Source organism: Parasaccharibacter sp. TMW 2.1888 (assembly GCF_023167265.1).
Classification (GTDB): Bacteria; Pseudomonadota; Alphaproteobacteria; order Acetobacterales; family Acetobacteraceae; genus Bombella; species Bombella apis.
Window position 1 is genome coordinate 645014 of sequence record NZ_CP030979.1, and the last position, 15172, is coordinate 660185.

The 15172-nt window shown below is 61.4% G+C and carries 12 protein-coding genes and 1 pseudogene; 2 read left to right on the top strand and 11 right to left on the bottom strand.

The window, feature by feature from the left end; genetic code table 11:
• Positions 1-33: 33 nt before the first annotated feature.
• The 7 genes from hflX to DTQ13_RS03050 form a co-directional block, all read right to left on the bottom strand.
• The gene (gene hflX, locus DTQ13_RS03020; RefSeq protein WP_081562826.1) at positions 34-1356 is read right to left on the bottom strand and encodes a GTPase HflX; all 1323 of its coding nucleotides are present in this window, start codon (positions 1354-1356) and stop codon (positions 34-36) included.
• Positions 1357-1463: 107 nt separating this feature from the next.
• On the bottom strand, positions 1464-1691 hold the full coding sequence (gene hfq / locus DTQ13_RS03025; RefSeq protein WP_081563414.1) for an RNA chaperone Hfq: 228 nt from the start codon (positions 1689-1691) through the stop codon (positions 1464-1466).
• Between the two features lie 11 nt (positions 1692-1702).
• Entirely contained in the window at positions 1703-3130 is a 1428-nt protein-coding gene (locus tag DTQ13_RS03030) for a sigma-54 dependent transcriptional regulator (protein WP_043558015.1), read from the bottom strand.
• A gap of 9 nt (positions 3131-3139) precedes the next feature.
• Positions 3140-5497 (bottom strand): ATP-binding protein, encoded by a 2358-nt coding sequence (locus DTQ13_RS03035; RefSeq protein ID WP_081562827.1) that lies wholly within the window; start codon positions 5495-5497, stop codon positions 3140-3142.
• Between the two features lie 17 nt (positions 5498-5514).
• Positions 5515-6255 carry a helix-turn-helix domain-containing protein gene (locus DTQ13_RS03040; protein WP_043558012.1) on the bottom strand — a complete coding sequence of 247 codons (741 nt, stop codon included), beginning with the start codon at positions 6253-6255 and terminating at the stop codon, positions 5515-5517.
• A complete protein-coding gene (gene dusB / locus DTQ13_RS03045; protein WP_248461060.1) occupies positions 6255-7304 on the bottom strand; it encodes a tRNA dihydrouridine synthase DusB in 1050 nt (349 codons plus the stop codon). Before dusB ends, DTQ13_RS03040 begins: the two co-directional genes overlap by 1 nt.
• Before the next feature lie 87 nt (positions 7305-7391).
• A complete protein-coding gene (locus tag DTQ13_RS03050) occupies positions 7392-7673 on the bottom strand; it encodes a hypothetical protein (protein WP_043558447.1) in 282 nt (93 codons plus the stop codon).
• Between the two features lie 139 nt (positions 7674-7812).
• Between DTQ13_RS03050 and DTQ13_RS03055 the strand changes: the two genes are divergently transcribed.
• Both DTQ13_RS03055 and DTQ13_RS03060 read left to right on the top strand, forming a co-directional pair.
• A complete protein-coding gene (locus tag DTQ13_RS03055) occupies positions 7813-8871 on the top strand; it encodes a quinone-dependent dihydroorotate dehydrogenase (protein ID WP_248461061.1) in 1059 nt (352 codons plus the stop codon).
• A gap of 30 nt (positions 8872-8901) precedes the next feature.
• The gene (locus tag DTQ13_RS03060) at positions 8902-10428 is read left to right on the top strand and encodes a glycosyltransferase family 2 protein (protein WP_043558002.1); all 1527 of its coding nucleotides are present in this window, start codon (positions 8902-8904) and stop codon (positions 10426-10428) included.
• Positions 10429-10526: 98 nt separating this feature from the next.
• On the opposite strand, the gene DTQ13_RS03065 is transcribed toward DTQ13_RS03060, so the two are convergent.
• The 4 genes and pseudogenes from DTQ13_RS03065 to rapZ all read right to left on the bottom strand — a co-directional run bounded on the left by DTQ13_RS03065 (position 10527) and on the right by rapZ (position 15144).
• Positions 10527-11957: a sugar porter family MFS transporter gene (locus tag DTQ13_RS03065; protein WP_043557999.1), complete on the bottom strand. Its 1431-nt coding sequence runs from the start codon at positions 11955-11957 to the stop codon at positions 10527-10529.
• A gap of 115 nt (positions 11958-12072) precedes the next feature.
• A pseudogene (locus tag DTQ13_RS03070) lies at positions 12073-13472 on the bottom strand (sugar porter family MFS transporter).
• A 191-nt stretch (positions 13473-13663) separates the two neighbouring features.
• A complete protein-coding gene (locus tag DTQ13_RS03075) occupies positions 13664-14185 on the bottom strand; it encodes a Fur family transcriptional regulator (RefSeq protein WP_086431376.1) in 522 nt (173 codons plus the stop codon).
• A gap of 26 nt (positions 14186-14211) precedes the next feature.
• Positions 14212-15144, bottom strand: coding sequence for an RNase adapter RapZ (gene rapZ, locus DTQ13_RS03080; protein ID WP_373364573.1), 933 nt, complete (start codon positions 15142-15144; stop codon positions 14212-14214).
• Between the last annotated feature and the right edge of the window lie 28 nt (positions 15145-15172).

A 15172-nucleotide genomic window follows, 5' to 3' on the forward strand; every position in this document is an offset into this window, starting at 1 on the left:
CCGGCAGGATGACCTCGCCGGGGTTTTTCATGATCAGCCCTCCTGTTCCAGCATGAGGGGCAAGGCTGGAAACTGCCGGACAAAACGCTGCTGATCCGCCGGGAACAGACGGACCCGGAGATGCAGTCTCTCCTCATCATCCAGCCGTTCCATCACCTCCCCATGCTCATGAAGCCATGCCAGTGCGGCACCATCCGTGACAGGAACCTGCACCGAAAACTGCTTCATGGACCGTGTCATGAAGGCATCCAGAGCCTCCATGAGGTCCGGCAGCCCTTCCCCCGTCAGGGCGGACACGGCCACGCTGCCCTCACGGCGGGGCACGGCTTCCGTACCGCCCAGAAGATCGGCCTTGTTCAGCACCTCGATCGTCCGTTCCGGCCACGCCTCATCCAACATCCCGTCGGCTGTCATGTCACCCAGAACGGACAGCACGTCCTCCCGCTGGGAGGCACTGTCCGGATGGGCGACATCACGCACATGCAGGATGATGTCTGCCTCCGCCACCTCTTCCAGCGTCGCCCGGAAGGCGGCGATCAGCTCGGTCGGCAGGTCGCTGATGAATCCCACCGTGTCGGACAGGATGACCCGACGGCCTGAAGGCAGGGTCAGGTTCCGCATGGTCGGGTCCAACGTGGCGAAGAGCTGGTCCTGTGCGTGGACACCCGCCCCGGTGATCCGGTTGAACAGGGTGGATTTTCCCGCATTGGTATACCCCACCAGGGCCACGACCGGGAACGGAACCTTGCGGCGGGCATGGCGGTGCAGACCACGGGTCCGACGGACCTGCTCCAGCTCCTTCCGCAGCTTGACCAGACGTTCATCCAGCATCCGCCTGTCCGCCTCGATCTGCGTTTCACCCGGGCCACCAAGGAAGCCGAACCCACCACGCTGCCGCTCAAGATGCGTCCAGAGCCGGACAAGACGGGACCGCTGATATTCCAGATGCGCCAGCTCCACCTGCAACACACCCTCCCGTGTCGCAGCTCTGGCTCCGAAAATATCCAGAATCAGGCCGGTCCGGTCCACCACCTTGCAGCCCATCTCTTTTTCCAGGTTGCGCTGCTGGGCGGGCGAAAGACGGGCATCGACCACCACCACGCCCACGGACTCCGCCTTGACGATCTCTGTCAGCTCCTCCAGCTGCCCCGCACCGAGGAGGGTCGCCGGGCGCTTCGTCCGCAGCGGATAAATGGCCGTATGGACGATCTCCAACCCGATGGAGGCCGCGAGCCCCACCGCCTCCTCCAGCCGGGCTTCTGCGGCTCGGCCTTCAGCGAAGGCCTGCTTCTCCGCAGGGAGAATGACGGCGGCGAGGGTGGGCTTGCGGGCGGTTTCCTTGGGCTGACGTCTCAAATCCGGAACATCCTGTCTTCAAAATCCTGTATCGGCCTTCTTCAGGCCCGCCTCATATGGGAGGGAGCCCTGCCAGACACAAGCACCCCCCGGAAGAGAGGCACCAGTCAGGGCAGGTCCGAAAGAGCCGCCACGGGCATGATGGTGCTGATCGCATGTTTGTAGACGAGCTGCACATGCCCGTCCCGGCGGAGCAGCACACTGCGACCATCAAACCGTGTGATGACCCCCTGAAGCTTGACACCATTGACCAGAAAAACCGTCACCGGTTCTTCCCGCTGCTGCACATGGGCCAGAAACTGCTCCTGCACGTCGCCTGTTCTCTGTTCTGACATGGATTCCTTCATCATTTCCCACCCTGCCCGTCACGTTCGGACGGGGCAGCAGACCGATCTTCCTGTGTTACACCAAGCTGCTTGAGTTTGCGGTGCAGTGCGCTCCGCTCCATGCAGACAAAATTGGCCGTCCGGCTGATATTGCCACCAAAACGCATCAGCTGGACCTGTAGATACTGTGTCTCGAACTGGTCCCGAGCCTCCCGCAAAGGCAGGCTCATCACATCAGCACCAGCTGTCAGGCAGGTCATGGAAGGAGCCCCCTCCCGGACTGCCTCTGGCAGCATGTCTGCCCGTATGACGTGCGGGGTGTCACCATCCCCACCGGGGGCCAGAATGAGCATCCGTTCCATCAGGTTCCGCAGCTCACGCACATTCCCCGGCCATTCGTAAGTCTGGAGACAGGCCAGAGCATCCACGGCAAGTGTCCGGACCGGCAGGCCGGAAGACCGGGCACAACGTTCCAGAAAATGCTGCGCCATGACCGGAATATCTTCTGGTCGCTCCGAAAGAGCCGGAACCTGAAGGGGCACGACGGCCAGCCGATAATACAGGTCCTCCCGGAAACGGCGCCGGACAATTTCAGCCTGAAGGTCCCGGCTGGTGGTCGCCAGCACCCGGACATCCACCTTCACGCTGTGATTGCCACCCAGACGCTCGAACGTATTGACCTGAAGCGCCCGCACGATCTTGCCCTGTGTCTCCAGCGGCATGTCGGCCACTTCATCCAACAGCAGGGTGCCCCGATGGGCACGCTCCAGCAGGCCCGGACGGCCCGGCCTGTCACCGGCTCCCTCAACCCCGAAAAGTTCTTCCTCCAGATGCTCCGGGGCCAAAGCGGCACAGTTCAGCACCACGAAAGGGCCCTCCGCCCTTTTGGATTCAGCGTGGATGAGCCGGGCCACCACCTCCTTGCCCGCACCGGCAGGGCCGGTGATAAGAACACGGGAGTTGGTAGGGGCCACACGGCTGATCTGCCCCCGCAGCGCATTGACGAGCGCACTGTTGCCCATGAGCGTGCTCTGCTCTCCGGCTCTCAGGCGCAGCTCGGCATTTTCCTTGCGCAGCCGGGCTGCCTCCAGCGCCCGACGGACAATGACCAGAAGACGGTCCGACTGGAAGGGCTTCTCCAGAAAATCATAAGCCCCCTGATGCAGGCTGGAGACGGCCGTCTCGATCGTTCCGTGCCCGGAAATCATGATGACAGGCACATCCGGCTGCTCCTCCCGGAACAGACGCAGCAGGGCCATGCCGTCCAGACGAGAGTTCTGGAGCCAGATGTCCAGTATCACCAGCGAGGGCCGATTCTCCCGGAAAACCCGGATGGCCTCATCAGCCTCCGCAGCTCCACAGGTCACGTAGCCATCATCCTCCAGAATCCCGGCAAGCAGGAGGCGGATATCCGGCTCGTCATCAACGATCAGAATTTCATGCTCCATGGGATACCTTCATGCTTTGCTCACGCCCTCTGCTGCAAGCCCCCTGCCCACCAGCGGGAGGATGAGTGCCACCAGGGTGCCAGCCGTTCCCACATCTCCGGTACCGGCAAGCACCCGGCGCTCTTCCTCTGTCAGGGACCGCAGGTGCAGCCGCCCCTTATGGGCCTCCATCGCCCGGTGAACAATGGCCAGCCCCAGCCCGGTCCCCTTCTCCTTGTGGGTCACGTAAGGCTCTGTCAGACGCTGATGCTCCCCAGCGGGCAGCCCCACGCCGTTATCAGCCACACCAATGATTGCCGCTTCATCCTCAAGCGTCAAGCGGAGGACAATCCAGCCCAGCACGGGCTGGTCCACCCCCAGGCGCCGCCCTGTCATCAGGATGGCATCTGCTGCATTCTGTAGCAGGTTGATAAGAGATTGACCAATCAGGCGATGGTCACACCGCACCATGACCGGCCCACCAGCCGGGACATCCAGCCGATACGCTATCTCCGGATGGGCATTCTGCTGGAGGAACAGCGCCTCACGACACAGGCGGACAAGGTCATGCTCGGCCATCTCTGGCTGGGGCATACGGGCAAAGGATGAGAACTCATCCACCATGCGCCCGATATCCCCTACCTGCCGCACGATCGTGCTGATGAGCTGATCGTAGATTTCCGGATCGCTGGTAATCTCCCTGTAAAAACGCCGTCTCAGCCTCTCAGCCGCCAGCTGGATGGGGGTCAGTGGATTCTTGATTTCATGGGCGATGCGACGGGCCACATCGGCCCAGGCGGCCTTGCGCTGGGCTACCTGAAGGAGGGTGATGTCATCAAAGGTGACAACATATCCCCCCCGGCCTTCATGCCCGTTCTGCTCCGCCACGGCAGAGACGAGCAGGGTCCGTCCGGCTCCGGCACCACCCCCGCCTCCTGGCCCACCCGGCGCCCGGGCACTTTCAGTATCGATCTGGATTTCAGCCCCATGCTCCTTCTCGGGATGCTCTTTCACAGCCTGAAGCAGAGTGGCGAATTCGGGCACATGATCGACCAGAGGGCACCCCTTGGCCTGTTCCAGGTCCCGCTGAAGAATGGAGGAGGCAGCCCGATTGGGAAGTTCGACAGTCTGGTCATGGTCCAGCCCGATCACACCGGCAGACACACCAGCAAGAACGGTCTCCGTGAAACGCCGCCGTTCGTCAATCTGGTCATAAGCCTGCATCAGCTCAGAACGCTGGCTGGCCAACTGGCTGGCCATCAGGTTGAAGGCACGGGAGAGGGCCACCAGCTCATCCTCACGAAGGCCACGGCTTTCCACAGGGACCCGTGCCGTCAGATCCCCCCGGGAAATGCGACGGGCTGCCCGGATCAGAAGGCTGAGGGGCCGAGTGATCCTGTTGGCCTGGGACAGGCCGCTGAGCATTCCCACCGCCAGCACCAGCAGACCCATCAGCGCCAGAATCACGATGAGTGTCAGCTGGGTCTTGCCACGATTGTTGAGCATCCGCTGATAATCCTGCACCAGCGTGTCTGTCCGTGTCATATGGTGGAGGATGTCCGGGTCCACTGGCCGGGTAATGACCAGCATGAGACCAGAATTGCCCCCCAGCGAGACAACCCCCCGCACCAGCTGCGCCTCTGGCTGGTCCAGAAGCACGACTTCTCCTGTTCTGGCCATGGCCGCCACAGACCGGGGCGGCAGCTCCTTTTCCGGGTCCCCCGCCCGGATGGCCATGAGCCCCCCCGTAGCGATGATCCTGTAGGTGATCGGATTGAAAATGATCGCATCATTCAGTCCCCGTTCCGTCACCTCATCTTCCAGCAGGGCCTGAAGGCGTGGCTGGTCGTGGAACAGGTCCGTCCCGTGGGCGAACATCTCGTCGTTCTGGACTGTCAGAAGCGTGTTGGCCAGGGCAAAGGCCTCTGTCCTCGTATTCTCATTATGCTCCCGCAGATATCCTGCCGCTACGGAACGGGCCTCGCTCAGGGCCGTGTTGACCCGGTTTGAAAACCAGATCTCCACACCATAATGGAAGAACAGGGCCGAAAGGGCACCGACCATCAGTGTAGGCGCCACGGCCACCACGCCAAACAGCATGACAAGCTGGCTGTGCAGCCGGGCCCCGGCCTGCCCCATGCGCCGTGCGGCCAGCATCCGGCCGATCTGCCGTACCCCGGCAGCACCGATGAGCATGAGCGTGATGAAATCCAGCAGGAAAAGCAGGGCCTGCGCCCGTGGTACCCGGGCCAGTGAAACACCACCCGCAAGGACGATGAATGTCACGAACGTGAGGACCAGCGCCACGACCGTCAGCACCACCACGCCATCAGGGCTGGTCAGACGCCCGAGAGAGGCCCGCATCCTGCTGGCAAGACGTCTGATCATCACGGTATCTTTCCTGCTCAACGGTCCCCCGGCTTCGCTCCGGGCCGGGGGACAACGATATGGAGTTCCCTGATGCGCTTGCGCAGGGTGTTGCGGTTCAACCCCAGCAGAGCAGCGGCACGGAGCTGATTCCCACCCGTATGCTGGAGGGCCATGGTGATGAGGGGACGTTCCACTGCTCCCACCACGCTGCCATGCAGGTTGCAGCTGCCCGCCTCCAGCCCTGCCCGTACATAACTGCGCATGACCGGCTCGAACATCGCTGCCAGCCCCCCGCTCCGGTCACCGGAAAGAGCCCGCACGGCCCGCAGACGTTCCGGCCCGAGGCACTGCTCCATCGGCAGGGAAGCCAGCCAGTGCCGCAGGCCATCCTCCAGCCCTCCGTGACGCAACAGGGTCGCCTGGTCATGCCGGCTGGCCACCACGATACGCACGGCCTCCTCCCGCCGTGCCGGCGGCCTGTGGGCCAGAACAGCCGCAAAACGCTTCTGGAGTGTCGGGCACAGGCAATCCAGCTCATCCAGAAGAAGCGTGCCGCCACGGGCCTGCTCCAGCCAGCCATTGCCTGCCGTACCAAACAGCCGCTCCTCCCGCAGGGCACGGGGAACAGCCGTCAGCCCCGCAACGACAAAAGCTCCGCCTGCACAGGAACTGTGGGCGTGAATCCTCTGGGCCACGTCGAGACGCTCCTGCGAGCTGGCACCATGCAGGAACAACGGGCGCAGCGCACGGACTGCCCGGGCCGTCGGCTCACCCATCACGCCACATGCCGGGCAAGAGCCCCTTCCCGATCACGCACGATGCCAGCCGCGATGGCGTCATCATAGAACCGCTCCAGCAGAGCAATGACAGCAGGAGCGGAATCCAGCCGGTTCACCTCCGCCCGGAATGCCGCCGACCCCGGAAGACCGGCGGAATACCAGGAGACATGCTTGCGGGCGAGGCGCAGGCCCGGTCGCTCCCCAAAATGGTCCATCATCATGTGATAATGTTTCAGGACGATCTCTTTCTCCGTTGCGAGATCAGGGTCTGGCACGTCCACGCCGCTCCGCAGGGACTGGGTCAGCTGGGCGAGGAACCAGGGCCGCCCATAGCAGCCCCGTCCCACCATGACGCCGTCCGCCCCCGAATCCGCCAGGGCCTGACGGGCCGAGGCCATGCTCACGATGTCACCATTGACGATCACCGGAAGCCTCACCGCCTCCTTGACCCTGCGGACAAACTTCCAGTCCGCCCGGCCATTGTAGAACATCTGGCGGGTCCGCCCGTGCACCGTGATCATGCGGATGCCGACATCCTCGGCAATACGGGCCAGGGCAGGAGCATTGAGATGCTCATGGTCCCACCCCATCCGCATCTTCAGCGTCACGGGGACATCCACCGCCTTCACTGTCGCCTCCAGCAGGCGGGCGGCGAGAGCTTCATCCCGCATGAGGGACGATCCGGCCATCTGGCCGATGGCCACCTTCTTGACCGGACAGCCGAAATTGATGTCCACAACATCCGCACCACCCGCCACGGCGATCTTTGCTGCCTCTCCCATGGCCTGCGGGTCACACCCCGCCAACTGTACGGCATTGACACCACCAGCCCCGGCGCTGCAGGCCATGCTCAGGGTCCGCTCATTCTCCCGTACCATCGCCCATGAAGCGATCATCTCCGAAATGACAAGCCCCGCTCCCAGCTCTCTGGTCAGCCTGCGAAACGGCAGGTCCGTGACGCCGGACATGGGAGCGAGGATGACAGGGTCATCAATCACGCAGCCCGTCCCCAGAGTGATGGGCGGCAGAGGAATCGGCATTGGCATGGATACGGGATACCTGTCAGGTTTTCGTGGAGCAGACCGGGGCGGGATTTTACAGTTACGGCCTTCAAAGCGCAAATGGCGGCTGCCTCACCCCTGCCTGCGCCGCCGGGCCCGCCTCATGGAAAGAATCTCCCGGTCATGACGCTGTTCCCCAGCCGGTGTGACCTCAAAACGTCCGTCATCCCTCTGCCGGGCCAGCCCCATGCCAGCCAGCCGCAGCAGGCAGGACCGGTCCTTGAGAGGAGCCCGGAAATCGGGCATCCGCCCTTCCGGCGGGGGGCCGACCGGGCGGCCCGTTTCACCGCTCAGCACAAGCCGGTGCAGGGCCGAACGGCAGCAGGTTTCCAGGTACAGGTCATCCCAGCTCATGGCTCCGGCTCCCGTTTCATCGACATGGCGCAACTCCCTCTCTGCAAAGCCACACAACAGTCATCAATACCGCAAATTGTCTTGACAAGAACGACCATGCGTTCTGAAAGGTTCTTAACTGTCAGTAAGGGAAGAGTGAATGCTCGATATCGGAAAAACAGCCACGTGGCTTCTGCGCCGTCTCAACCCTGAAACTGCACATGAGCTTGCCATCCACAGCATTGCCCACGGCCTCGCCGGTCGCGGCAAACCCGATCATTCGGCCCTCCGGACGGAAGCTCTGGGTCTTTCCTTCCCCAACCCGATCGGCCTTGCAGCAGGGTTCGACAAGAATGCCCGGGCCGTGCGGGGGCTGGCCAGACTCGGCTTCGGCTTTGTGGAGACCGGCACGGTCACACCCCGGCCCCAGCCGGGCAATCCCCGGCCCCGCCTGTTCCGTCTGGTCGATGACCACGCCATCATCAACCGCATGGGCTTCAACAGCTGTGGGATTGACCGGTTCTGCCAGAACCTGACACCCCTTTTCCGCCCGGACGGGAATGGCACCGTAAAAGCCGCCGGTGTTCCGCTGGGAATCAATCTGGGCATCAACAAGACAGGGGCAGACCCGCTTGTGGACTACCCCGCCCTGGTAGGCCGGACGAAATCCTACGCCGATTATATCACCATCAACCTCTCCTCCCCCAACACCCCCGGCCTGCGGGACCTTCAGGCTACCGACATGCTGGCCCGCCTGCTGGATGCCATACAGACCGCCCATCCCGACCGCCCCCCTTTGCTGGTGAAGCTTGCCCCTGATCTTGAAGATGACGCCTATGGCCCCATCCTCCAGACGGCACTGGACGGTGGCGCTGATAGTCTCATTCTCACCAACACCACGCTGGCCCGTCCCGCCAGCCTGACGGACCCTCACCGTGAGGAGGCCGGAGGCCTCTCCGGTGCGCCACTGGCCGAACGGGCCCGCCATGTGCTCCAGCTCGTGAGCGACCTGAACAATGGCCGCCTCTGCCTCGTTTCTTCCGGCGGCATCGAAACCGGAAAAGACATTCTCGAGCGCCTGAAAATGGGGGCGGACCTCGTACAGGTCTACACGGCCTTCATCTACGAAGGGCCCGCCGTCCTCACCCGGCTGAAGCAGGAGCTGCTGCACGAGATGAGCCGCTCCGGCATCCGCACCCTCGCCTCTCTCCGGCGCTGAATCACCGTAACGCAGGGGCCACGTAGCACCATGAAGACTGCTCTGGTCGGCATCGTCAAAAACGAAGCACACGACATACTGTACTGGCTGGCCTGGCATGCCCTCCTCGGTGTGGACAGTTTCATCCTGTTTGATGATGATTCAGATGATGGCACGAGGGATCTCATCACGGCCGCCAGCCTGCACTGGGATGTGCGCCTTTTCCATATCCGTGAGCACAGCCTTGACCTGTCCAGCCAGGACCATGCAGAGCGCCAGAGACAGGTCTATCTTGATGCCCTGTCGGCCATTGCCATGGATGAACAGTCTTACGACTGGGTGGGTTTTCTGGATACGGACGAATATGTCAGGCTGTACGCCCACGAAACCCTGCCGGAATTTCTGGAATCATTGCCTGCCGATGCCGGTGCAGTAGCCCTGCACTGGCAGGTTTATGGCCATGACAACCACATCACGACACCCAGCCTGCCGCCTTTCCACAGTTTCAGCCGCCACAGCACGGCGGGAGAGGCCATCAACCGGCATGTAAAGAGCTTCATCCGCCCTCATTGCTGGAAGAAAGGCAAATGGGTCAATGTCCATTATTTTGCGCTGGCTGAAGGGCGTTATGTCACCTCATCCGGTGCGCCTGTTGCCTGGTCTGCCGTACCCGGCATTACGGTAGGGTATCCTGACTGGGCTGTTGCCAGCCTGATGCATTTCCAGCGGCGCAGTCTGGAACAGTTCGTCAAACGGGTCCTCAACCGCAAAGACCTCCAGCTCACCCTTTCAGACCACCAGCTGGCCCAATGGAACGACATTGAAGACACGGTCCCCCGTGAAAAGACGTCGGACGTTCTGCGCTGGGTCAGGCCGGTCATCACGGCAGGGGCCATGACCGTGCTGGAAGAGATGCGGCGTCAGCACCCTCCCATCCCCGGCCTGACTCCCCCCTCAACCCGGCAGAATCCGGCTGGCTTCCGGGTCTTTTCCCTGCATCCGAAGGATGCCCGCCATCCCGGTCTCGTCAATGATCTGCTCCAGGACCTTGGCAGTGCCGAGCAGCAGGGGGGTGAGTTCCAGCTTTTCCTGATCCAGAGCCTGATCCATCCCGAAGCCGCCTTTCTGTTCGGCCTGGATGAAAAGGACAGGATACGGGACTTCTTCATCCTGCATGATGGCCGCCTCACCGGCCTGCCCCGCTACGACATCCTGCCTGTCATCGAACAGACAGCCATTGCCCTGAGGCAGCATGGGGGCCAGAAACGTTTTCTCTGCTCTCCTCCCACGGAACCAATGGCGCCTGACAGGCAGGCCGTCAGCCTTTGGGAATGTTTCATCACCATTCCTCAGGAGACCACACCCTCAGGGGCCTCCTGGTTGAGCCTGTCGCCCTTCAACCTGCTGGAGATGGCTCTGGGCGCTCCAACCTTCACGCTGGACACCATTTCCACCCTGACAGCCATCGACCGGGAAACCACCGTATGGCTTCTCCCTCTTCTGGCCCTCCATTTACAGGCGCCACAATACAGGGAACTGCACAGCCATCTGGGCGCCCTGGCCCCCTTCATCCTGTAAGAACAGGGGAGCAGGCCCATTCCCTTCATTGAAAAAGGCTCACCAGAGGACTGGTGAGCCTTTTTTCTCTTCGTGCCAGACAGGCTGACCGCCATGGCTCAGCGCCCAAGTTTGCGCAGCTTCACGCCACTCATCAGCCGTTCTTCAATCTTGGCCAGAGACATGCCTTTGGTCTCCGGCACGTACAGATATGTCAGACCAATGAAAATGAAGTTCAGAACGGCCAGAAGCCAGAACGTGCCAGAGGCCCCAAAGGCCTCCATCAGCGGCAGAAAGCTGACACTCACGCCCATATTGGCCAGCCAGTTCATCAGGGTAGAAGCGGACATGCCGAAATTGCGCCCCTGAATGGGCTGGATCTCTGCACACAGCACCCACATGAGCGGCCCCGCCGACATGGCATGACCGGCGCAGAAAACCATCAGCACGAACACGGCGATCATCTGGGAAGCCTGCTCCGCCATACCCTCATGCAACAGGGCTGCAAGAGCCCCCATTGTCAGCGCCATGACGGCAAAACCGACATAAAGAATGGGCTTGCGGCCCCAGCGGTCCACCAGACCAACCGCCACGAACGTGGCCAGCATGTTCACCAGCCCGATGATGGCCGTACACCAGACCTGTGCATGTGTATCAAAATGGGCAGCCTGAAGAATCTTCGGAGCATAGAACATGACGATGTTGATGCCCGCCAGCTGCTGCATGGCCTGAAGGCCAATACCCAGCAGCACGGAACGACGGAAATTGCTGTTGCGCTTCAGCAGTGCCCACCCTTCCTGCTTCGTTTCCAGCTGCTGGCGGATGGCCTGAATCTCCTTGGCGGCCTCCAGCGGGTCATCCCGCAGGTCCAGCAGGATTCTCCGCGCCTCCTTGTGGCGGCCTTTCATCACCAGCCAGTGCGGACTGTAAGGCAGGAACAGAACCCCGATAAGAAACAGCGTTGCCGGGAAGGCTGCAAAAGCAAACATGCTCCGCCAGCTGCCACGATAGGAAAAATAGGCATCAGCCAGAAAAGCCACGAATATGCCGATCGTCAGCATAAGCTGGTAGGTGGAGATCATCGCACCACGGGTATCTTCACTGGCAATTTCAGAAAGATAGAGCGGCGCCGTAAAGGCGGACAGCCCGATGGCATAGCCCATCACAACCCGGAAGGAGATCATGGAGGCAACAGACCAGCTCAGGAAGCAGCCCAGTGCCCCAATCACGAACACTGCGGCCCCGCAGATCAACGCCCGCTTGCGCCCGACCTTCTGGGCCAGCTTGCTGGCACTCACCGAGCCAAGGGCCGCACCGGCCATCATGGCACTGACAACCCATGAGAGCGCCAGTGTGGAAGGATGAAACTCCCGGGAAAACAGATCCAGCGCACCGGAAACCACGCCGATATCAATACCAGACATCAGCCCCGCAAGGGCCGCAACACCACCAATGACAAGAATCTTGAATTTCGTGGGATCGAAAAATGACGCATCGTCATCATCGCCTGTCCCTGGGGATACAGAACGGGGATCAACTTCATCTACCATGTAAAGGGCGCAACCTCCCTGATGCAGACCAGCCCCACCAGCCAGACACGAAACCGGGCAGAAGAGACGGACTGTCCCTCCTGCCCGGCAGTGCATGAACAGGGCTGATCTTCAATCAACTACCAAGATCACGCAGTTTTACACCACTCATGAGGCGCTTCTCAATAGTTTCCAGCGAAACATCCTTTGTTTCTGGAACGAAGAGATAAAGTAACACGACACAGATGGCGTTGAATCCGGCAAACAGCCAGAAAGTATTGGGGCCGCCAATCAGCTCCAGCACACTGAGGAATGTCGTGCCGATAAGAAGGTTGCTCAGCATGTTTGTCCCGGTAGAGATGGAGATGCCAAGGCTGCGCCCTGCGGCAGGCTGGATCTCCGAGCAGATGACCCACATGAGCGGCCCGGCGGACATGGCGAACCCACCCACGAAGATGATGATCATGCCAAGAGCCAGAAGCTGAAGAGCAAGGGTCGTCGTCCCATACCACAGCAGGAAGGCAAGAATGGCCATGCTGGCTGCCATGCTGGCATACCCGGCATAGAGGATCGGCTTGCGGCCCCAGCGGTCGGAATAACCAACGGCCACAAATGTCATCAGCACGTTCACAAGGCCGATCAGCGCCGTACACCACATCTGGGCCTCAAGGCTGAAATGGGCTGTCTCCAGAATACGCGGGGCGTAGTACATGATGATGTTGATGCCAGCGAACTGCTGCATGACCATCAGCAACATGCCCAGTCCGAGGGAACGGCGGTAGTTGCTGTTGGTCCGCAGCAGCTTCCAGCCCTCTTCCTTGGTCTGCAACTGCTCGCCAATGGCCTTCAGCTCCTGCCGGGCCTGGGACGGCGCATCACGCAGCTTTGTCATCGTCTCCAGAGCCTCTTCCTCACGGCCCTTGAGCATCAGCCAGCGTGGGCTCTGCGGCAGACAGAGGAAAATCACCAGAAACACGACAGCCGGCACGGCCTCTACCACCATCATGGAGCGCCATGCACCGGAGGGGCGAACCAGCTGTTGGAGAAGAAGGCCAGGAAAATACCGATCGTCTTGAGCAGCTGGTACAGCGAGACCATGGCACCACGCTGTTCCGTCCGGGCTACCTCGGAAAGATAAAGTGGCGTGCAGAAGTCGGAAAGGCCCATGCCCATGCCCACCAGCACACGGCAGATGATCATCATGGTGATGGACTGGGAAGCCGCACAGCCAGCCGCCCCTATGGAGAAGAAAGCCGCAGCGGTCGTCAGCGTGTATTTGCGGCCCAGACGCTGGGTCAGCTGTCCCCCTGTCAGGGCGCCAATCGTGGCGCCGACAAGCATACCCCCAACAATCCACTCCAGCGCCACGGTGGAGGCATGGAACTCGATACCAAACGGCCTCAGCACACCGGAAATTACCCCGATGTCCATACCGCACATCAGCCCCGCCAAAGAGGCAAGAATGCAGATGAAAAGCACTCTCCGCCTGGCAGCGGGATCCACAGCAGACCGTGGAGATTCAGCTGTCCCGTTCATAACAATCGGACCTTTATTACTGGAGGGAAAACTCCCTGAAGAGAATCTTCCATATCATAAAAAACAATTTAACCTACGCACCATGACTGACCACAGGATCACAGTTCTGAGAGGTCGCATAACTCCCTGATCTACCTGATCTTTCAGAAAGACAAACCATATGTCTGCATGGCAGGAAAACAGGGCAGGCCTTAATTTTCCCTTACCTTCCTTTCTCCGGCGCAACGGGCACAGACTCCCTCAATCTCCACCGTGGCAGCCTCAGCCCGAAACCCCTGCCCCCGGGCAGACTGCAACAGCACCGCCGCCACAACATCCTGCTCCAGCTCCTGCACCTGACCACAGCTCCGACAGATCAGGAACTGGGCCCTATGGGCACCCCACGCACCATGGGACGTGCAATGTTCTTCACAGTCCAGCCGGTGATGACAGCCCACAAAGGCGCTCAGGCGCTCTATCCGGTGGATCAGCCCCTGCTCCAGCAGAAAATCCAGAGCCCGATAGACGGTCGGCGGCACGGCCCTCGGCTGATAGGCCCGCAAAAGGGAAAGAATATCGTAAGCGCCCAGCGGTCTGGTTTCCGAAAGAACAAGTCCCAGAACCAGGCGGCGGACCGGGGTCAGTTTCTGCCCGTGATGTCGGCACCAGTGAGTGGCCTCTTCCAGCCGGGCCATGACATCCCGGCTGAACGCCGGCCCGCCCGGTTCCTCCATCCTGTCCGGCTTCCCATGCGCCGCCTTCATGCCGTACCATCCAATGGTGGCACGGCCCAGCGGCATGAGGCCAGTCCGTTGCGGGCCAGCTCCCGATGCAGCACCATCACCGGGGCCCGAAGCTCCCCGATCATCGGGTCGGCTGCCAGGTCCTGTGCCAACGCCTCCACGACCGTGACGGAACGATGCCGCCCCCCGCTACAGCCAACAGCAATGGTGACGTATTTTTTCCCTTCCTGCGCAAAACGGGGCAACACGGTCTGCACCAGCCCCAATACATGGCTGTAAAAAGGCTGGTAGAACGGATCCGCCTTCACATACTCCGCCACGCTGGCCTCCAGCCCCGTATGGGGCCGCAGCTCCTCATCATAATGCGGATTTCTCAGGAAACGGGCATCCAGCACGATATCTGCCTCCCGCGGCAGACCTGCCGGATAGGCAAAAGACATGAGTGCCACGGACAGCATGGTCCCAACCCCGGCACTGAAACGGGCCTCGATCATCTGGCGCAGGTCCGGCAGGGGCAGGTCACTGGTATCTATCACGAAATCAGCCACGGCCCGCAGCGGTTCCAGCAGTCCGGCCTCCTGCTCCAGCGCAGGGCGCAGGCCACCTTCCCCGGCGAGAGGATGGCGCCGCCTTGTGGCGGTGAACCGGCGCAGCAGGACATCATAATCCGCCGTGGCAAAAACCAGCTGAGCCGAGCAGTCTGGTTCACGACGAGCCAGTGTCAGAAAATCCACGATCCGATGGGCATCAAACCCCCGGCTGCGCACGTCCACCCCGATGGCCAGACGGGACCCTGTCCGGGTAATCAGCGCCTCAAACAGGTCCAGCGGCGGATTGTCCACCACCTCGTAATCAAGGTCTTCCAGCATATGAAGGATGGAGGCCTTCCCGGCGCCGGAAAGACCCGTCACCAGAACAATACCCCGTGAAGACCGGCCCTGCATCCTCATACCCATGACCTGTTTCCCTGCATCACGC